At 63.0% G+C, this 20,285-nt stretch carries 16 protein-coding genes and 2 tRNA genes; 5 read left to right on the plus strand and 13 right to left on the minus strand.

Annotated features, from left to right (window positions below):
• Positions 1-194 precede the first annotated feature (194 nt).
• The 7 genes from VFZ66_28200 to VFZ66_28230 all read right to left on the minus strand — a co-directional run bounded on the left by VFZ66_28200 (position 195) and on the right by VFZ66_28230 (position 6,416).
• Positions 195-965 carry a YebC/PmpR family DNA-binding transcriptional regulator gene (locus VFZ66_28200; GenBank protein HEX6293098.1) on the minus strand — a complete coding sequence of 257 codons (771 nt, stop codon included), beginning with the start codon at positions 963-965 and terminating at the stop codon, positions 195-197.
• A 169-nt stretch (positions 966-1,134) separates the two neighbouring features.
• Positions 1,135-3,132, minus strand: coding sequence for an ATP-dependent zinc metalloprotease FtsH (gene ftsH, locus VFZ66_28205; GenBank protein ID HEX6293099.1), 1,998 nt, complete (start codon positions 3,130-3,132; stop codon positions 1,135-1,137).
• Between the two features lie 56 nt (positions 3,133-3,188).
• Complete coding sequence (hpt, locus tag VFZ66_28210; protein HEX6293100.1) at positions 3,189-3,758, minus strand: hypoxanthine phosphoribosyltransferase; 570 nt, start codon at positions 3,756-3,758, stop codon at positions 3,189-3,191.
• Positions 3,759-3,789: 31 nt separating this feature from the next.
• On the minus strand, positions 3,790-4,809 hold the full coding sequence (gene tilS, locus VFZ66_28215) for a tRNA lysidine(34) synthetase TilS (GenBank protein HEX6293101.1): 1,020 nt from the start codon (positions 4,807-4,809) through the stop codon (positions 3,790-3,792).
• Positions 4,810-4,861: 52 nt separating this feature from the next.
• Positions 4,862-4,938: transfer RNA gene (locus VFZ66_28220), tRNA-Met, on the minus strand.
• 70 nt (positions 4,939-5,008) lie between these two features.
• Positions 5,009-5,083: transfer RNA gene (locus VFZ66_28225), tRNA-Met, on the minus strand.
• Between the two features lie 37 nt (positions 5,084-5,120).
• Positions 5,121-6,416 (minus strand): M20/M25/M40 family metallo-hydrolase, encoded by a 1,296-nt coding sequence (locus VFZ66_28230; protein HEX6293102.1) that lies wholly within the window; start codon positions 6,414-6,416, stop codon positions 5,121-5,123.
• 91 nt (positions 6,417-6,507) lie between these two features.
• On the opposite strand from VFZ66_28230, the gene thpR reads away from it, so the two are divergent.
• From thpR to VFZ66_28250, 4 genes are all read left to right on the plus strand, one after another.
• The gene (thpR, locus tag VFZ66_28235) at positions 6,508-7,095 is read left to right on the plus strand and encodes an RNA 2',3'-cyclic phosphodiesterase (protein ID HEX6293103.1); all 588 of its coding nucleotides are present in this window, start codon (positions 6,508-6,510) and stop codon (positions 7,093-7,095) included.
• A 72-nt stretch (positions 7,096-7,167) separates the two neighbouring features.
• On the plus strand, positions 7,168-7,695 hold the full coding sequence (locus VFZ66_28240) for a TIGR00725 family protein (protein ID HEX6293104.1): 528 nt from the start codon (positions 7,168-7,170) through the stop codon (positions 7,693-7,695).
• Between the two features lie 65 nt (positions 7,696-7,760).
• Complete coding sequence (locus VFZ66_28245) at positions 7,761-9,551, plus strand: hypothetical protein (protein HEX6293105.1); 1,791 nt, start codon at positions 7,761-7,763, stop codon at positions 9,549-9,551.
• 134 nt (positions 9,552-9,685) lie between these two features.
• Positions 9,686-11,020 (plus strand): cellulase family glycosylhydrolase, encoded by a 1,335-nt coding sequence (locus VFZ66_28250; protein ID HEX6293106.1) that lies wholly within the window; start codon positions 9,686-9,688, stop codon positions 11,018-11,020.
• 255 nt (positions 11,021-11,275) lie between these two features.
• On the opposite strand, the gene VFZ66_28255 is transcribed toward VFZ66_28250, so the two are convergent.
• The 6 genes from VFZ66_28255 to VFZ66_28280 form a co-directional block, all read right to left on the minus strand.
• Positions 11,276-12,586, minus strand: coding sequence for a DUF58 domain-containing protein (locus VFZ66_28255; protein ID HEX6293107.1), 1,311 nt, complete (start codon positions 12,584-12,586; stop codon positions 11,276-11,278).
• 124 nt (positions 12,587-12,710) lie between these two features.
• Positions 12,711-13,658, minus strand: coding sequence for a MoxR family ATPase (locus VFZ66_28260; GenBank protein ID HEX6293108.1), 948 nt, complete (start codon positions 13,656-13,658; stop codon positions 12,711-12,713).
• Between the two features lie 53 nt (positions 13,659-13,711).
• Positions 13,712-14,653, minus strand: coding sequence for a hypothetical protein (locus tag VFZ66_28265; protein HEX6293109.1), 942 nt, complete (start codon positions 14,651-14,653; stop codon positions 13,712-13,714).
• Entirely contained in the window at positions 14,650-15,816 is a 1,167-nt protein-coding gene (locus tag VFZ66_28270; GenBank protein ID HEX6293110.1) for a DUF4350 domain-containing protein, read from the minus strand. The genes VFZ66_28265 and VFZ66_28270 overlap by 4 nt, the downstream gene beginning before the upstream one ends.
• Positions 15,813-16,796 carry a DUF4129 domain-containing protein gene (locus VFZ66_28275; protein HEX6293111.1) on the minus strand — a complete coding sequence of 328 codons (984 nt, stop codon included), beginning with the start codon at positions 16,794-16,796 and terminating at the stop codon, positions 15,813-15,815. The genes VFZ66_28270 and VFZ66_28275 overlap by 4 nt, the downstream gene beginning before the upstream one ends.
• A 13-nt stretch (positions 16,797-16,809) precedes the next feature.
• Entirely contained in the window at positions 16,810-17,817 is a 1,008-nt protein-coding gene (locus VFZ66_28280; protein HEX6293112.1) for a hypothetical protein, read from the minus strand.
• 642 nt (positions 17,818-18,459) lie between these two features.
• Here VFZ66_28280 and VFZ66_28285 point away from each other — a divergent pair.
• On the plus strand, positions 18,460-20,145 hold the full coding sequence (locus VFZ66_28285; GenBank protein ID HEX6293113.1) for a hypothetical protein: 1,686 nt from the start codon (positions 18,460-18,462) through the stop codon (positions 20,143-20,145).
• Positions 20,146-20,285: the final 140 nt, after the last annotated feature.

Raw genomic sequence — 20,285 nt, forward strand, 5'->3', positions numbered from 1 at the left:
TGCTAATCCATGATCCGGGAGCCGGTTCGAGAAACACACGATTCCGCATCAGAAAGGGATATTGGGAGGACGCTCCCAAGCGCCCGCCTGACGGCTCGCAAGCTAGTTTTCATCAGAACAAGGAACAAAGAGAATGCACCACGTCATACTCTTTGTTCTTTGTTCCGGGCGCCCTCTGGGCGTCTTTGTTCTTCTCAGGCCGACTCGGCAAACTTCTCGGCCAGGTCTTCCGACACGTCCAGATTAGAAAAGACCTTTTGCACATCGTCCAGATCTTCGAGCTTTTCCATCAGCCGTAGCGCCTGCATGGCGGTCGTCTCGCTGTCGGGCGTGAACGGCGTGGTCGGCTTCATCAGCCGCTCGACATTGGTGATCGGCAAGCTCTGCGCCTGAAGCGCCGTCCGCACCGCGTTGAGATCTTCAAACGCGGTATAGACCTCCACCTGATTGCCGTCGACCTCGACATCATCCGCGCCCGCGTCGATCGCCTGTAACATCACCTCGTCGGGATCGAACTTCTGGCCGTCGGGAAACTCAAGCGTGATCAGACCTTTGTTCTCGAACATCCACGAGACTGAGCCGCTCTCGCCCAGGTTGCCGCCGCCCTTGGTAAAGGTCGAGCGCACTTCGGCAGCCGTGCGGTTGCGGTTATCCGTGGCCGCCTGCACGATGATCGCCACGCCGCCCGGCGCATAGCCTTCATAGTAAATTTCGTCGATCGCCGCTTCGCTGCCCTTGCCCATGCCCCGGTCGATCGCGCGCTGGATGTTATCGCTCGGCATGTTGTTCTGCTTGGCTTTGTCCACGGCCAGACGCAGGCGAAAGTTCATCTCGGGATCGCCGCTGCCGCCTTCACGCGCCGCGACCGTTATTTCACGCGCCAGCTTGGTGAAGAGCGCGCCGCGCTTCTGATCGAGAACGCCTTTTGTGCGACGAATAGAGTGCCATTTGGAATGGCCTGACATACATCTATCTCCTTTGCAACAGCTTTTGCAGCCTTCATTATAGCCAGCCGCGCGACGATGGGCAACCGTGGCACAGTCCGCCCCGTCGCTCTTTATAGGCCGCGATCGGCCCTCGTGCAAACAGAAAGCCCACGGCCTAGACCGTGGGCTGCCGTCGATTGGCGGATGCTTACAGCTCGGTGGCGGTGCTGCCCGGCGCAACCACGACGCTGTTCTGCGGCGATGGCAGCGGCGCGGCGCGTCCGTTGCCGCTCGGATCGTAGCGCTTGACGCGGCTCAAGATCTCGCGCAGCTCCTCGCCGCCCAAAGTCTCGATCTCAAGCAGCTTGTTCGACAGATCGTGCAGCACCTCGGTGTTCTGCTCCAGCACGATCCGGGCTCGCTCGTGCGCGGTATCGACCAGCCGCTTCACTTCGAGGTCGATCTGGCGCGCCGTCTCCTCGGAATAGTTGCGCTGCTCCGAGATCTCGCGGCCCAGGAAGATCATCTCCTGCGCCTCGCCTAGCTGGATCGGGCCGAGCTTTTCGCTCATGCCGAAGCGCGTCACCATCGCGCGCGCCGTGCGCGTCACGGCCTGGATGTCGCTGCCCGCGCCCGTGGTGTAGTCCACCAGGATCAGCTCCTCGGCGGCACGACCACCCAGCGCGTAGGCCATCTCGGCCTCGAACTGCTGCACCGTGCGATAGTTCTGATCGTCCTCAGGCAGGAACAGCGTATAGCCGCCAGCCCGTCCGCGCGGCACGATCGTGATCTTGTGGACCGGATTGGCCTTGGGCATTGCCGCGCCCACGATCGCGTGACCGGCCTCGTGATACGCCGTCAGCCGCTTCTCCTCAGGCGTCATCACCCGCGAGCGCCGCTCAGGACCGCCCAGCATCATGCGCTCGGTCGCATCCTCAAGATCGAGCATGCTGATGCGCTTCTTGCCGCGCCGCGCCGCGAGGATCGCCGCCTCGTTGACGATATTCGCCAGATCCGCGCCCGAAGCGCCCGGCGTCACCTTGGCGATCGCCTCCATGTTGACATCTTCGTTGAGCGGCTTGCCCTTGGTATGCACCTTGAGAATATCCAGCCGCCCGCGAATATCCGGCGCGTCCAGAATCACCTGGCGGTCGAAGCGTCCGGGCCGCACCAGCGCCGGATCGAGCACGTCGGGCCGGTTGGTCGCCGCGATCACGATCACGTTGGTGTTGGTGTCGAAGCCGTCCATCTCGACTAGGATCTGGTTGAGCGTCTGCTCGCGCTCGTCGTGCGAGCCGCCCAGGCCCGCGCCGCGCTGCCGACCCACTGCGTCGATCTCGTCGATGAAGATGATACAGGGCGCGTTGCGCTTGGCCTGATCGAACAGGTCGCGCACGCGGCTTGCGCCCACGCCGACGAACATCTCGACGAACTCGGAGCCGGAGATCGAGAAGAAGGGCACGCCCGCCTCGCCCGCAACCGCGCGGCTAAGCAGCGTCTTGCCGGTGCCTGGAGGGCCAACCATCAGCACGCCGCGCGGAATACGCGCGCCGAGCTGCGCGAACTTATCGGGGAACTTCAAGAACTCGACCACCTCGGTCAGATCTTGCTTGGCCTCTTCCTGGCCCGCCACATCGGCAAATGTCACCGTCGGCTTATCGCCCGTGAACATCCGCGCGCGGCTCTTGCCGAAGCTGAGCGCCTGGTTGTTCGAGCCTTGCGCCTGGCGCATAAAGAAGACGAAGAACCCGATCAGCAGCAGCATCGGCAGCACCACCGTGAAGGCGCTCAGAATACCGCCCCACGCCGGTGGCTTCTCGGTGCTCAGCTCAGGCTCCTTGAAGTCGGGAATCGGCACATCCTGGCCTGCTGCCCGCTGCGCCAGAACCTTCTGTAGCTCGGTGCTCTTGACCGTCTCCAGATACTCTGCAACAGGAGTGCGGTCGCTCTTGGTGACGCGACCGGCGGGCTTGGCGTTCTCATCGCAGCCACCTTGGCGCGTATAGTAGGTGAGCGTGCTGCCGTCCGCCGACTCGACCAGTCGGCAGATGTCGCCCTTCAGCGCTCCGTCGATCACCTGGTTGAACGTCAGACCTTGCGATCCGGCAGTGCCCGTACCGTTGATATACTGTGCGATCAACGCCAGCGCTGCAACCAGGATAATAAGATAGACGAAGCTGTTACGCAGCCAGCGATTATCTCCCATGAGTCGTTCCTTTCGTGACTCGCTGCCTCTTACCCATCATCGGATGGGCATTGCATTTACTGCTTTTGCGCGTACATCTCAGGATGCAGCACGCCTACATACGGTAAATTCCGGTAACGCTCGGCATAATCCAAGCCGTACCCAACCACAAATTCATTAGGAATATCAAATCCGCTGTAATCGATCTGGACATCGGCTCTGCGTCGGCTGGGCTTGTTCAGCAGCGTACACACGCGCAGACTGGCAGGGTTGCGGCGCTGCAAGCTTTCCCGCAGGTAGGCCAGCGTCAAGCCGCTATCGACAATATCTTCGACGATCAGCACATGCTTGCCGCCGATGTCGGTGTCGAGATCTTTGAGAATACGCACCACACCGCTTGTCTCGGTCGCCTGTCCATAGGATGAGATCGCAATAAAGTCCAGCGTGATGTGCCGTTGCAAGGAGCGTGCCAGGTCCACAATAAACATAATCGAGCCTTTGAGCACGCCGATGAGCAAGAGCTCGCTCACATCGGCATAGTCGCGGCTAATCTGCTGCGCAAGCTCACGAATGCGCTGCTGGATGCGATCGTGATCCAACAAAACATAGGCGATCTCGTCGTGGATGTTTCCCTGATTATGCTCCATCTGCTCCTCTCATGCTCTCCAAGCATCGTGCTCAAGCGCCCGTCTCGGCGCTGAGCCATAGCGTGGTACGTCGAATGTGTAGCCAGAGCTTCTGCGGGAGTTGAACCCGCCGCCGTCCATCGACGATCGCCGCCAGGATCAGGTCGATGTGCCTGGCCTCAAGCTCGGCCTGCGCTGCGAGAAGCTGCGCCGCCTTACGGAGCAGCCTGCGCTGCAAGGCCCGGTGCAACTGCATAAAGTGCTGTCGGTCGAGCAGGATGCCATCGGCCTGTAGCTGGGCTACATCCTGCCAGGCGCGCTCCACCAGCTCGTTCAGCAGATCGTCCTCTTCGGCGCATACCCGTGCTGTACGCCCTAGTGTCGCCACAATACTAGGATTATACGTTTTTAACAGCGGAATAATGTGATCCCGAACACGATTCCGCAGGTAGATCGGCAATTGGTTCGAGGAATCGTAGCGCGGCTCAAGATGATGCTCGGCACAGTGTGCCTCGACCTGCGCGCGAGTCGTTTCGAGCAGCGGTCGAACCAGCGCGATCGGCGGCTGCTCCGGTTGCAGCAGGTCGACATCGGCGGTGCGCCTGGGCCGCATCGCGCCGAGTCCACTCGGACCCGCGCCGCGCAGCAGCCGCAGCAGCACGGTTTCGGCCTGGTCGTCGGCGGTGTGCCCCAGCGCGATCGTCTCCGCTCCGACCGTCTGCGCTGTCTCGACCAGGAAGCGCAAGCGTACGGCACGCGCGGTAGCTTCGATACCTGTGCGCCGCTCACGGGCGATAGCCGCGACATCTTCACGGCCAAGCGTTACCGGCAAGCGCCACGCGGCGGCAGTGCGCGCGACAAACTCGGCATCGGCGGCGGAGTCTGGACGGAGCTGATGATCCAGATGGGCGACATGCAGCCGCAGCTTCCGCTCCGGCGCGAGCCCGTGCAGCAGATGCAGCAGACACAGCGAGTCCGGCCCGCCCGAAACCGCCACGACGACGGTCGCGCCCGTGCCCAGCAGCGCATACCGATCGCTGAAAGCGCTGACCTGCTCAAGAAGCGTTGCCATGCCGTGACCCGAAAATAACTAAACCGGCTCCCTACGGAACCGGTTTCGATGCTGGTGCTGGGGGAGAGAATCGAACTCTCGACCTTGGGGTTATGAATCCCACGCTCTAACCATCTGAGCTACCCCAGCGTGTGTTGGCTTGCAATGTGATTGCTCATGCTGCGATACAAGATGTACCAGCAACATGAGCAATTCAAGATGGTAGCGGCGGCAGGATTCGAACCTGCGACCTTCGGGTTATGAGCCCGACGAGCTGCCACTGCTCCACGCCGCGACGACATAGGGCATCATACCACGCCCTACACCGCTTGTCAAACGGCGATGCGCGTGATCAGCTCGATCAGCAGCCGGGTATGCGCCGTCAGATCGTCCAGCGGCACATGCTCGTCGGGGCCGAAGAGCGAGCTGGTCGGACGCTCCAGCCCGCAGCTTATCAGCGGCGCGTCCGGCGCGAGCACTGCGGCGGGCGCGGCAAATGGCGCGAGCGGCAGCACATGCGCCGGTTGTCCATAGATCGGCGCGGCAGCCTGCGCCGCATCGAAGGGTAGCTCCGCCGATTGGACCGGCCCGTACGCGCCGGGAAGCTGTGTCACCCGCAGATTGGTAAAGCCGCGCGTCTCCATGTGGGCCTTTAAAAGCTCCAGGAGTCGTGCCGGTTGCAGATCGTGTACGAGCTGAAATTGAAGCTCGGCGCTGGCACGCTGTGGAATCGATGGGACGCTGCCGCCGCCGACGCTCAGGCTGCTGATGTTGCAGGTTGGCGAGAAGGTTTCGGTCCGCGCCAGCATCGCGCCGCTGACTCCGGCCAAAAACTGGCTGACGCCCCAGGCATCGCGCCGCGCCTGATCGCCGACATCCAGGCGCTGTACGGCGTTGAGCGCCTGGCGGCTCGGCGGCACGATCTCGTCGTAAAAACCCTCGATCAGGATCTCCTCGAACTCGCTCTTGATGCTGCTGAGCGCCAGCACGAGCGTCCAGATCGGATTGTGTACGGTCGCGGCGTACGTGGGAGGCAGCACGGTGCTGGCCGTCGTCGCCTGAAGCTCGACCTGCAACAGACCTTTGACGCCGGTATAGAGCAAGGGCAATCCCGCGCCATCGAAGCCGCCGCCGCTCCACAGGCAGAGATCGCACGGCCCCAGCGTATCCTGCACCGCGCCGAGATGCGGGCTGCCGATCAGGCTCTCGCCTTCCACCACCACCACCACGTTCATCGGCAGGCGCTGGTTGATCAACGTCTGGAGCGCCGCCGCCCGCGCGACCAGCTCGCCTTTGACGACAGCGCCACGGGCGTACAGCTTGTTGTCCTCGATCGCGGGACGAAACGGCTCGTTGGTCCAGCTCCGCCGCAGGCCGGTCGGCGGAACATCGTAGCGCCCATAGATCACCAGGGTCCGCTCGGCGCTGGCATCGTAGCGCCCGACGACGATCGGCGCTCCCGACGCTGGAATCAGCCGACAATCAAGGCCAACATCGCGTAGAATCGCGACGACGCTATCGGCGCACTCGGCTAGTCCGCGCGCCTGCCCCGAAACGGAGGGCTGGGCGCAGAGGAGTCGAAGGTTGTTGAGCAGTACCTCTGGCTCTGGGCTGGCGGGATGGTTCACGCTGATCTCCTTCATGCGGGAGTCGTAGTATCATCGACCGTTATTATACTGTCAAGCCGATAGGCTGTAGCCCATGTTGGGAGAGGTTTCGATGGATCACCACCTACGTCTCTTTATCGCGATCGATCTGCCGCACGATGTTAAGCAGTTGCTACACGATCTGCAAGCGCAGCTCAGGCGGCAGACCCAGGCCGTACGCTGGAGCGATCCGCAGGGTACGCACCTGACCTTGAAGTTTCTCGGCGGCACGCGCGCCGCGCTGGTGCCTGCGATCATCGAGGAGCTGGAGCGCGCCGCTGCGGGCCACCGCCCCTTTACGCTGCGCACCGACGCGCTGGGCCTGTTTCCGAACCCGAAGCGACCGCGTGTGGTCTGGCTGGGCGTGACGGGCGATCTCGCGGCGCTTGAGCAGGTGCAGGCCGATGTCGAGCGACGGATCGCGCCGCTGGGCTTTCCAACCGAGCAGCGCCGTTTTAGCCCGCACCTGACGCTTGGCCGCAGCCCCAAAGATCCAACGCCCGACGCGCTTGCCTCGATGAGCCGCGCTGTGGCTCAGACCAGTGTACTACAGAAGATCGCATTTGCGGTCGACCAGATCGTGCTGATGCGATCCGAGCTGCGTCCGGAGGGCGCGCGCTACACGCCCGTGGCACATGCGCGGCTTGACGCCTCGGCCTAGCTTGGTATAATGGCCCCGCTGATAGACCTGAAATAGGCTCCCCTGTGCGCCTCATGCTAGAAAGTACCCGCATTGATAACACCACTCCGCATTGCAGTTTGTGGCCCCGGCCAGGCAGATACGCCGATACTGGCGCTTGCCGAAGCCGTCGGGCTTGGCCTGGCGCGCTCCGGCGCGATTGTGCTGTGCGGCGGCCTGGGTGGTGTGATGGAAGCGGTATGCCGGGGCGCGCGGCAAGCTGGCGGTCTTACCGTTGGTCTGCTTCCATCGACGGATGCACTCGCCGCAAATCCGTCGGTGGCGCTGCCGATTGTCACCGGAATGGGCGAGGCTCGGAATGCGATCCTGATCCACAGCGCCGAGGCGGTCATCGCCGTTGGCGGCGGCTGGGGCACGCTCTCCGAGATCGCGCTGGCCCGTCGAGCGGGCCTAACCGTTGTGGGCCTGCAAAGCTGGGCACCCAGCGGCGCAGAGTCGCTCGTCGAGGCCGTGACAACACCTGAGGAAGCGGTCGAGCGCGCGGTAACGGCAGCCCGTCAGCGACGTGGTAGCGTCGGTTCAGCGGTCTATCACATTGACATCAGCGCTTCAAACGTATAATGAAGCCGCTTCTAACGATGTCTGCGTACTGGTTTTGGGCTGATACACGCCCCAAGGAGGAATCCATGCGACGACGCGCGTCTGTCAGCGCTCTGCTCGTCTTGCTCGCCGCGCTGTTGGTGCTTCCAACGCTCGCCGAGGCAAGCCCGCCGCCCCCGCAAGTTCAATATTTTAAAGAGTCAGGCCATGCCGCGCATAACTGGTACTGGCAGTTCTGGAAGAGCACGCCGAATGCACTCCGCATTCTGGGCTATCCGATCTCAGAGCCGTTCGTGCAGGAGAGCTTTACCGAGCCCGGTAAGTTCTACCGCGTACAGTACTTTGAGCGCGCGGTGCTTGAAGAGCATCCAGAAAACTTTGGCCGCGACGGCAACCGATTCTATGTCCTGGGCCGCCTGCTTGGTAACGAGCTGATCAAGGGCCGCGAGAACGAAGAGCCCTTCAGGCCAGTCGCCTCGATCCCCTCCAACGCCAACCAGACCTGGTTCCGCGAGACTCAGCACACGCTGCGCAACGATGCCACCAGGGGTCCGTTCAAGTCGTTCTGGGAGCAGTACGGCGGCCTGCTGGTCTTTGGCTATCCCAAGTCGGAGCCGTTCCAGGAGCGCAACCCCGATACGGGCGAGACATACTGGGTGCAGTACTTCGAGCGCAACCGCTTCGAGTTCCATCCCAACGAGCGTGATCCAGCCTATCGCGTGCTGCTTGGTCGCCTTGGCGATCAGTATGCCAAGCAGAATCCCGACAAGATCGATGGCGATGCGTTCAACTATCGCGAGCCTGCCGGCTCGCTGCCGGAGCCGTTCATCTACGGCTCGAACGCGCAGCTCTACTACGTCGATCGCGAGCGCACGCTGACACTTGCCAAGAACGCTTTCGAGGCCAACAACTACTCCGGCACCGGAACGTGGATTCGCCAGCAGGTGCCGTGGCAGGATCACATGAACGCCGACGGCTCGATCGCCTGGGGTGAGCTTGATAAGGTCGTTGCGGAGGCGGACGCGAAGAAGGTCAGGCTGCTCTTCAGCGTCGTGCGCGCGCCCGGCTGGGCTACCTCGGACGGCGGGCATGGCATGCCCACCAGGGCAAACTTCGGACGCTTTGGACAGTTCATGGGCGCGCTCGCCACGCGCTACCGTGGCCGGGTCCACGCCTACGAGATCTGGAACGAGCAGAACTACGCCGTCGAGAATGGCGGTGTGGTCGCGGAAGCGCCGTTCTATGTCGATCTGCTGGTCACAGGCTACAATGCGATCAAGGCCGCCGATCCGAACGCGATCGTCGTTTCGGGCTCGCCCACGCCCACTGAAACCAACAAGTCCAACGTCGCCTACAGCGATCTGACCTACTTCCGGGCGATGTTCCGCGATCCGCGCTTCCGCGCGCACATGGATGTCGTCGGCGTTCACCCGGCAGGCACACTCAATCCGCCGGACTCGCTGCCCGATCCGGGCCGCAACATCACCAACATCTGCGACACCTGGAACGGCAACATGGAGTTCTACTTCCGCCGTCTTGAGCAGATCCGCCAGATCATGGTCGAAGAAGGCCTGTCGGATCGTCAGATGTGGGTGACGGAGTTCGGCTGGGCGACGCAGAACAACACGCCGGGCTACGAATACGGCCAGTGCAACTCGATGGAAGAGCAGGCGCAGTACATCAAGCGCGCGATCGAGCTTGCTCGCTACAACTACGCTCCGTGGGTCGGCGCGATGTTTGTCTGGAACCTGAACTTTGCCGTGACGTGGCAGGGCGCTGGTAATCCGTTCCACGAGCAGGCATCGTTCGGTATCCTGAACCCCGACTGGAGCCCGCGACAGGCGTTCAACGCCATCCAAAATATGCCGAAGCCCTAAATCTGGCGCGGCTATGTCGGAGGGAGGAGCGCAGGGCGGACTCAAGGATCGCTCTCGCTCTTCCTTTTTGTTTCTCTGGTACACTGCCATCAATGAGACTACAGATGTGAGATGAGCCATCGAGGAGGCTATTGGTGAAAAAACGATCATGGCGCGGCAGACAATTGTGGGTCGGCCTCATGCTGATCGGCCTGCTCCTGCCGCTGCTGGCAGCCTGCGGCGGAGTCGCTCCCGTAACGCCCGCCGATCGCACAACCACTGCCGAGCCGTCAGCAGCTCCGGCAGCCACGACAGATACAACAGCGCCGTCGGACACGCCAGCGACGCCATCAGAGACAACCCCTACTGAATCATCTGCTCCTTCAGCCACAAGCGAGCCTCAGAATACGCCGGGTACAAATACATCTAATATTCCCGAACGTCTGGAGTTCGGCACTGCGGCGCATCTGTACTACACCGATGCCGACCGCGTGATGAAGCTGGCGGAGATCGCGGGCTTCGATTGGATTCGGCAGCAGGTCCCGTGGAAAGATACCGAGGTGCCAGACCGGACCTTCGGCTTTCAAGAGCTTGATAAGGTGGTCGATACGGTGGCGGCCTACAAGAAAAAGCTGCTGCTGAGCGTTGCCAAATCGCCGGACTGGGCGACTGGCCGACCAGGCGATAACGGCCTGCCCCAGAAGAAAGAAGATTTTGGACGCTTCGTGGAAGAGCTGGCGAAGCGCTACAAGGGCAAGATCCACGGGATCGAGGTCTGGAACGAGCAAAACCTGGCGGTTGAGAACGGCGGTCGCGTGGCGGCGGAAGACGCCGGGCGCTATGTCGAGATGCTGAAAGAAGCCTACACCCGCATCAAGGCCGTCGATCCGAGTATCGTCGTCGTGGTGGGCGCGCTCTCGTCGACGGGCGTCACCGAGATCAATACCGCCGTCGATGACATAACCTACTATAAGGCGATGTACACCTACAACGGCGGCGAGATCAAGAACTACATGGATGCGCAGGGCTTCCACCCGGCGACGGCGCTCAACCCGCCCGACGCGCTGTGGCCCGACGAGCCAGGCCCCGGCCCGGGCTGGCAGGACAGCCGCACGCACTATTTCCGCCACATCGAGGACGTGCGCCAGGTGATGGTCGAGAACGGCGTCGGCGACAAGCAGATCTGGATCACCGAGATGGGCTGGGCTACCAAGAACAACACGCCGGGCTATGAGTACGGCAACCACGTCTCGCTTGAGCAGCAGGCCGAGTACCTGGAGGGCGCGCTGTTCCGCACCAAGACGCAGTACCAGGATTTCGTGGGCGTTGTCTTTATCTGGAACCTGAACTTCGCGATCACGTCGGCGCAGGCCGGGAACGAGTTTCACGAGCAGGCATCGTTCGGCATCCTGAACCCCGACTGGAGTCCGCGTCCGTCATTCACCGCGATCCAGGGCTTTATCAACGCCGAGCGACGCGGCAACCAGTAGCGACTACATCGCGCAGCCCCTCGGCTCAGCAGCGGATACGAGCCTGCGGCAGCATGGTACGGCTCAGGTAAAAGTGTGTGCTTTTGCGCTGTCAGCGCAAAAGCACACACCAGACAAGCGCAGGGACCGCTCTGCCGCACCCCGCAAGACCTCAGGCGTAAGCGCTGGACAATGCGCCTGACACAAAGCCCACCGGGCACGATAGCTCGGTGGGCCTGTGCGCTCAGCGGATCGTGCGCGGCCTGATATGAGCCGCTACAGCACGCCCCTGGTTTTCAGCTCAAGATACTTGTTGATCACCGCCACCGACAGCTTATCGGCGGGAACGTCGAGCGTCAGCACGCCCGCGTGGTGCAGCGTATCGAGAATGATGCGCCGCTCGTCGAGAAGCTGCTCGGCGACCGCCCGCTGGTAGACATCGGTCGATGTGGCGGGCTGCTGGGCGGCGATGCGCGTGATGTTGGGATCGTTCATGATCACCAGCAGCGGCAGATGGTGCCTGGCGAGCCGGGCCATGTAGGCGATCAACGGCTGGGCCGCGTCGAGCGTCACCAGATCGCTGAAGACCACGATCAGCGACCGGCGCTTGTTCTTGACGCTGAGATAGCCGAGCGCGCGACGATAGTCGGCCTCCACTGCCTGCGACTCGATGTTGTAGAGCAGCTCAAGCATGGTGTAGAACTGGCCGCGTCCCTTGCGGGGCGCAAGGTACACGCCCACCTCGTCGGCGAAGGTCAGCATGCCGATCTGATCGCCGCGCAGGGTGGCGACATAGCTGGTCAGCAGCGCCGCGTTGATCGCGTAGTCGAGCTTCTGAATATCGCCGATCGGCGGTCGCATGAGCCGCCCGGTGTCGAGGACGCAGATCACGTGCTGCGAGCGCTCTGTCTCGTACTCGATCGCGGTCAGCTTGTTGCGCCGCGCTGTCGCCCGCCAGTTGATGCGCCGGAACTCGTCGTCCGGCGTGTAGTCGCGCAGCCGCTCGAACTCAGTGCCGGAGCCGAAGACTTTGGCGTTGCGCAGCCCCAGCTCGGTCAGCAGGCCTTTGCGGGCCAGCAGATCGTACTTGCGCACATCGAGCACGTTGGGATAGACGCGCACGGCGTCGGCGGTGGGATAGCGCGCCTGGCGCACGAACGTGCCGAGCGTGGAGCGATAGCGCAGATTGGTATCGCTCCACTGGTAATCGCCGCGCTGCACGGGCGTGACATGGTAGCGCACCTCGGCGGCGGCCAGCGGTGGGATCGTCCCATCGAGCAGATCGCTGTCGGCGCGAAGCTGGAAGGGATACTCATCGCGCAGCTTGAAGCGGACGGCGCGTGGGCTGGCGTTTTCCAGGTGGAGAGCGATCAGGTTGGGCACGCCCAGCGAGAGCTTCGACTCGTTGACGCGACGGATCGTGATCTGTTCGGGCTTCGTGCTGATCACATAATCGGCGATGACCAGGCCGAATAGCGCCACGAAGTACAGCACGGCCAGCCACGTCAACGGCTGCGCAAAGCTCGCGCCAGCCACGACGACCGCGCCGAGCAGCAGCAAAAACAATAACCGTGGAGTAGGCAGCATGGTTCTCCGGCCTATGAGAGAACAAAGAACAACGGAACAGAGAACAAACAAACGATGTACCTCTTTGTTCTTTGTCTGTGCTTCCTCGTCGTTGTTCTTTGTTCTTTGGTTGTCTGTTCTCCCGCTAGCGCGGCACTTCGACGCGGGCCAGAATCCGATCGACCGCTCCATCGGGCGTCAGGCCCTCGATCTCGGCTTCGGGCCGCAGGATGATGCGGTGGCGATAGACCGCCTTGACCAGGAACTTCACGTCATCGGGGATCACGAAATCGCGGCCCTGCATCGCGGCCCAGGTCTTGGCCGCCAGCAGCACGCTGATCGAGGCGCGGGTCGAGCCGCCCAGGATCAGATCGGGCAGGCGGCGCGACTCCTGGGCAATGTCCGAGATATATTTGAAGATGCCTTCTTCGACGCGCACGCTTTCGATCTCGGCCCGACAGCGCGCGAGCACCTGCGGCGTGACCGACGCCTGAAGGTTGGTGCGCTCCAGATGACGCGCATCGAAGCCGTTATCGTAGCGCCGCAGCACCTCGATCTCGACGCTCTGCGGCGCGTAATCGACCAGAATTTTGAACAGGAAGCGGTCAAGCTGCGCCTCAGGCAGCGGATACGTGCCCTCGTACTCGACCGGGTTTTGAGTCGCCACCACGAAGAACGGCTCCTGAAGCGGGAGTCGCTGCCCCTCGATCGTCACCTGGCGCTCCTCCATCGCCTCCAGCAGCGCCGACTGTGTCTTGGCGGGCGCGCGGTTGATCTCATCGGCCAGCAACACCTGGGTGAAGATCGGGCCGTGGCGCAGACGGAACTCGCCGCTGTTCATCTCATAGACCGTCGTGCCCAGCACATCGGAGGGCATCAGGTCGGGGGTGAACTGGATACGTTTGAACTCGGTCTGGATCAGCGCCGCCAGCGTTTTCGCCATCAAGGTCTTCGCCGTGCCGGGAACGCCCTCCAGCAGCACATGGCCTCCCGTGAGCAGCGCGATCAGCACATGCGTGAACGGCTCTTCCTGGCCGACCAGCACTTTCCCGGCTTCGCGTCGAATATGTTCTGTCACCTGTTGGACCAGCATGAATGCTCCTCAAGCTGAGATGGTTGGAATTGAAGTCGATGCGTCTCGTCGCGTCAGGCCGCAACCTGGGCGTGCCACGCGGCCACCCGGCGCGCCATCTCCTCGCCGTCCTGCTCGCGGGCCAGATGGCGATGAAACATGGTCATCCAGATCGAGAGCGGCGGCAGCAGCACCACCAGCGACGCGACGGTCAGCACGATTGTGAGCACATCGCTGGCGAGCGGCGGCAGCGTCAGGCCGAATCGCTCCTGCACGATCAGGATCAGCGCGATCAACGAGCCGAGATAGGCCAGGCTGAGCGTGCCGAAGATCGCGCCCGCGCTCAGAAACATCAGCATGCTGCGTCCGAAGCGCGCCGTCAGCAGATCGACCGAGCGACCAGCCGCCGCCGACCAGGAGCGCTGCTCCAGCACGAACGCTTGCAGGGCATAGACGATGCTGACGAGCCAGCCGCCGAAGGCCATCAGCGACCAGAGCGTCGAAACCTGGCTGATCACGCTGGCAAAGGCAATCGCCGCCCCGGAAACCGCGCCGCTGCCGATCGTCGAAACCATGGCCGCGCTCAGCACCGAAAAGTAGAACAGCGGACACGAGATCATGATCGAGATCGTGCCCGCGAAGATCGAGGCGACGACGCTGAACACAAGATTGAAGAGGATCATCGCGCAGCCGCGTCCAGGGCTGATGCGCAGCGCGACGGGCAGCGAGATCGGCCTGCCGTCGAGCGCGGCGGCGGCGGCGCGTGATAATGCGGCGAAGGCATACAGCAGCAGCGGATAGCCGATCACCGTCAGCAGAAACAGCAGCAGAACGGTCCAGGCGGCGCTGGTGCCGAGCTGCGTGCGGATCAGCGCGCTACACAGCAGCGCGAACAGCGCGATCAGCACCAGCACGGCGGTTGCAACCAGCATAAAGCCCGACAGGTTGCGCCGGTAGAGTCGCAGCCCATCGTCAAGCACTTCCAGCACCGTGGGAAGCGCGCGTGTGCGATTCATCGCAGGCGGCCTTTCTCGTCGGCAAAGGCGTCGGCGGTGCGTACCAGGCGCACAAGCTGCTCGTCGCTCGCGGGACGCCGAAACTGCTCAAGCAGCGCGCGCAGCCGCGCGGCCTGCTCGTCGGACGCGCCGCGATAGCGCTGAAGCTCGTCGACGAACTTTGCATCATCGCCGGGCGGCACAAAGCCGTAGGGCCGCGCCAGGCGGCGCTTGAGCTGGTTGAGATAGTGCTCCTGAATATAGGATTGCTTGCGGGCACGACGGAAGAGCATCGCCAGCGATTGCACGTACTCCGCCGACGAGCGCCGCGCGACATCGGCGCGCAGCGGCACCGGTCGTCCGAAGCGCCGTCCGGTCAGCACGATATACAGCACCGTCACCAGCACGGCGTAGAGCGCGGCCCAGCCCCACCACTGGCGCAGCACGACGCGACGCAGCGTTGGCGGCGTGTTGTAGCCGTGGTGATACTCATTGAAGAGCACGGTCGCGCCGGGCGGCACGCGCGCCAGCAGGTTCAAGATCAGCGCCGCGCTGCCCGGCTCGCGTAGCCCGTCGTTGGTGAACGGAAACTCCGTCGCCGCCAGGTAGATATAGCCGCGTCCCTCTTGAATCCCAACCAGCGCGTCGCCGAGATCGGTGCTGAGCAGCGGCAGATAGTCGTCGCGGCCTAGCTCCAGCGCGCTCTGCGTGTTGACCGGCACGCTAACGACCGGCGGATCGGTCAGCAGCGGCTGGACCACATCGGCGCGCTCGACGAGATCGGCGTCGTCGTCGAAGACGACCGAGGCATCGAGCTGATCAAGCAGCTCGTTGCGGTTCTGCTGCCACTGCACGGGCACGACCAGGATCAGCGTGCCGCCGTTGCGCACCCAGCGCAGCGTTTCCTCGGCCTGCTCCTCGGTGATCGGCTCCTCAGGCGCGATCGTAAACAGCGCGGCGGCTTCGTCGGGGATGCGCCACGCGGTGTATTCGAGGTTGAGCGCGTTGTAGCCCAGGGCTTGCAGCCAGCGCTGAAGGCCAAGCGCGCCCTCGCCGCCCGACGAGTGCGTCGAGCCGGTCTGTCCATCGTCCTGAATCTGGTTGCTGCCGGGACCATAGACGGTGAAGCCGATCAGGATGCCGAACAGGACCGTGATCAGCAGCAGATCGCGCCAGCGCCTCATGACTTTGGCTCCGTCCCGCGTAGCTGCTGGATCTGCGCCTCGTAGGCCAGAAAATCCTGCTCCGCGATCGGGCGCTTGCCGTACCAGACGTGCTCGAACGTGCCGACGACCGGCGCGAGCTGATCGGCGAGGGGCGCGTTGGCGCGGACCTGATCGAGATACTCGCGGTTGGTCAGCGAGCGATCGTAGCGCAGCAGCTTGCGCTCGTCCAGCCACAGCAGCGACGACAGGTACAGGTAGCGCACGGCAGTGCGGTAGTCGCCCGTGCGCGCCTGCGCCTGTGCCCGATCGAGCGCCTCGGTAGCCGTAATGTCTTCTTCTTCCAGGGCGGCCTCGGCGCGGGCTTTGGCATCGCGCACCAGCGATTGGCGCACGCCGCGAATAGCGTAGAAGACCAGCCCCAGCACCAGCAGCAGCCCGATCGTCAGGAGCGCCCAGCCCAGCGGCGAGAGCGAGCGGAAGCCGGTCGGCGGCCCTGCGGCTGGCGCGGGCGAGTTGTTCGGCAGCGAGCCGAACAGGCTGTCCAAGAAGTCCTCGATCGCCTGCCAGAACGATTGCCAGAAGCTGGTCCAGGCAGACGGAACCTCGCGGCTTTTGAAGGGCGGCTTGGCAAAAACCTCGTCGAGCTTGGCAAGCGCGTCGGGATCGTGCGCATTGCGCGCCTGGCCGACGGCATCCAGAATCGCGCCCAGCCGCGCGGCGATGAGCTGATAGGGCGGCGGCTCCTCGCCGAGCGCCTCTGCCAGCCAGCCATTATCTACCGGCACCGTCGTGCCGTCGGGCAGCGCGATCTCATGGGCGGCAGCCAGCTCCAGGGCAACCTCGTCCAGCCCGATGCGGTCGGAGCGCGTCGCCGCCGCGTACGCCTCACGCGCCCACTGCTCATACTGCGCGAGCGTGGGCGGGGCAGACTGGGCGCTCACGCTGTGGACGAGGCCCAGGCAGAGCAGCGCGAGACTCAAGAAACGTCGTATATGCATGGCTACTCTATGCTCAGCGGCTCTCAAGCGGCGACAGGTCGGGGCCGGGCGCTAGGAGCGTGCTGGCCTGCTGCTCCAGATCGAAGCCTTCTTTGCGAATACGCAGATCGAAGTACATCAGCGTGTAGCTGATCATGCTGAAGGGCGTGGCGATCACGCTGAATACGGCTGAGACGACGCTGCTGATGACGAGCTGGATGCGTGGATCGACGTTCAGGAGCACCGTCGGCATCACGATCACCATTGCCGGAACCGATACCAGGAAATACATCAGCAGCAGAATCACCAGCAGATAGCCGACGGTTCGCCAGAAGTAGCCCTGGGTCAAGTGCCAACTGCGCACCAGGCTGCTCCACGCGCCCTGCCCTTCGACCATCACCGCCTGCGAGGTGAAGAAGATCCGCACGAGCAGCGCCAGGATCAGCACCGAGATCACCGCCAGCAGCCCAAGGCCGAGCATGCCCAGGATGGCGATCCCGGCCAGGCTTTGCGCGCTGCTCTCGTCACTGATGCTCTGCCCGACGAGCAACACTCCTAACAGTGCCAGCAGGCCGAAGACGCCGCCGGTGATCGCAGCGCCGATCAGCGTAGGAATCAGCCGCGCGCCGATCAGCGCCGCGCCGCGCCGCAGCGCAGCGCCGAAGCTCTCGCCGACGCCAGTCTCGCGCCCAAGATAGCGCTGCGAGATGCCATGCGCCAGCGCGCCTTCGAGGAGCGGCTGAAAGATCACGGTGTAGAACAGGCCCAGGCCCATGAGTCCCACGTACCAGAATAACATGTCGGAAAAGAACTGGAAGGGCGAGGCTTGCCCGAATGGGTTGCTCCCGCTGTTGGCCTGATTTTGTAATTCGGCGAGCTGCTCTTGCAGCGGATACTGCACGATAAAGCTGATGAGCGTATATGGCACGAGGATCAGCGCCGTGATGGCGACGAACGTCAGAAAATTGCTGCGGTAGAGACGGAAACTTTCATCTAATAACTCGCCGAGGCCAAGCTGGCGGATACGCGGACGAGTAAGCATTGCGGTTCCTTTCCGGGGTCTGGAGGATTATAGCACGAGATAGCGCCGGGATCATACGCCGTAGGTCTGGACGCGGACCCGGTACTTCTGCCGAATGATGGCCTGGATCGCCGGGCTTATGCGCCGAGCAACGGCCTGTGGTCGACGCTGCCGGTAGCCGGTGTGAAAAGATCCTGCTGAGGTGGACGGGCAATCATAACGTGCTCCTTTGATCGATCTCCTGCCTTGGTGGTAGGGTGGGATGCGGCTGCTTTAATGAAAGCGATCGTCGCGGCTTTTTCATTGATCACAGAGGCAGTACGTAGCAGTTACGTTTGGAGTTGCGCCGCGCTGTATACGATTCTTTATCGTTGACACGGGCGCGCTTTGGTGATAAGTTGTACGTATCTTATCTTCCTACTCTTCTATCCTCTCTTCGGACTAAAAAGCGTTCGTTGCATGTGTCCTACGCTCCAGTAGGACCGCTCGATCTCGTGCAGAATCAAGACACTGTTCGGAAAACAACGTAAGCGATTCTGCATCTGCATGGGGAATGTTTGGGGACAAGCCCAAACCCCCGGCCTGTCAGCCCACCAGGCTGGTATCACAGTAGCTCCACTCACATGGTCCTGTTTGCGCTCGGTTTTCCAAAGGAGGTTAGCCATGGCGTTGCAGACACGGAAGAATCGCGCTGGCCGGTTGATCTTTGCGATCGTCGCCCTACTGACGATCATCGCCACGGCGGGAGCGGTGCAGGCTGCCCCGCAGGCGCAGCGCCTCAAGCCAAAGCCCACGTTCGCGAAGGAGGCTGCCTTCGACAAAACGGCGACGCTGCGTGAGATGGCCCAGCGCCCCCGCCAGCCGGTGGTGCCACGAGAGCTGCCGGAAGAGCGCGGCCCGGTCGTCGCCGATCGCGGGCACTCCGGCGATGGCGCGCTTGAAGCGGGCGCGGAGGCCGCCGTGCAGGCCGCGCAGATCCCCGCACCGCTGATCACCTTCGAGGGGCTGCGCAACACGGATAATCCGTTCCTGGTCAATCCGCCCGATCCGGTCGGCGATGTCGGCCCGAACCACTATGTCGAGATGGTCAATCTTTCGTTCGCGGTCTACTCGAAGACGGGCACGCGGCTGCTCGGCCCGCTGCCGCTCGGCGTGCTCTGGGATGACTTTGCTGTGTCCGACTGTGAAGATCTCTCAGGCGATCCGATCGTGATCTACGATCAGCTTGCCGATCGCTGGATTCTTTCGCAGTTTACTACGCTCGGCCCCACCTTCTACAACTGCGTAGCGATCTCGCAGACCGGCGATCCGACCGGGGCCTACTACCGCTACGCTTTCTCATCGGGCGTGAACTTCCCCGACTATCCCAAGTATGGCGTGTGGAATAACTCGTATCTGCTGACCACGCGCGAGTTCGGGCCGGTCGACGAGTATGGCATCGGCGTCTATGCGCTGGAGCGCAACAAGATGATCAACGGCGAGCCGAATGTCCGCACAGCCAGCTTCTTCCTCGACGCCGAGGTCGTGCCGATCTCGCTGATCGGCGATGGCCTGCTGCCGCCTGACATCGACGGTACGCGCCGACCGCTGGATCATGTCGCAGCGCCGATCGTCGGCACGCAGGACGACGACCACCCCTACGGCGCGACGTTCGACGCGCTCAACATCTGGAATCTCTTGGTGAGGTGGAACTCAACGCCCTCAGCCTCGCTTGAGCTGGTCAGCCAGATTCCGGTCGCGGAGTTCGACTCGATCTTCCCCTGCGCTCCGTCCTCCCGCGACTGTATTCCGCAGCCGGGCATTACGAATCCCGCCCAATACATCGACATTCTCTCCTACCGGCAACGCCCGACATGGCGGCTTGCCTACCGCAACTTCGGCACCTACGAGGCGCTGGTGACGAACCAGTCGGTCGAGGCGCGGCCCGGTATCGCAGGCGTGCGCTGGTATGAGCTCCGCCGCGCGGGTGGTCAGTACTCGCTCTACCAGCAGGGCACGTTCGCCCCCGACGACGGCGTGCATCGCTGGATGGGCAGCATCGCGATGGACAAGCGGGGCAACATGGGCCTGGGCTACAGTGTCTCTAGCTCGACGGTCTATCCCGGCATTCGCTACACCGGGCGGCTCAGAGGCGACGCGCTGGGCGCGATGCCGCTGGGCGAGGCCGTGCTGATCAACGGCTCCGGCTCGCAGCTTACCACCAACTCGCGCTGGGGCGACTACACCTCGATGAACATCGATCCGACCGATGACTGTACGTTCTGGTACGTCAACGAGTACTACGAGACGACATCGCTGGCGGGCTGGCAGACGCGGATCGGCAGCTTCAAGCTGCCCGGCTGCCAGTAACAGGACGTACGCGGTGGTCTGCCTGGGCCTTCGGCAGAGCGGTACGGGATTGGTTAAGGTTGTGTGGTAGTGTGCCCGAAGGGCACACTACCACACAACAAAACCAGGGGATCTTCCTTGCTGCCGCAGGCTCAACGCCC

This window comes from Herpetosiphonaceae bacterium (assembly GCA_036374795.1).
Lineage (GTDB): Bacteria > Chloroflexota > Chloroflexia > Chloroflexales > Kallotenuaceae > LB3-1.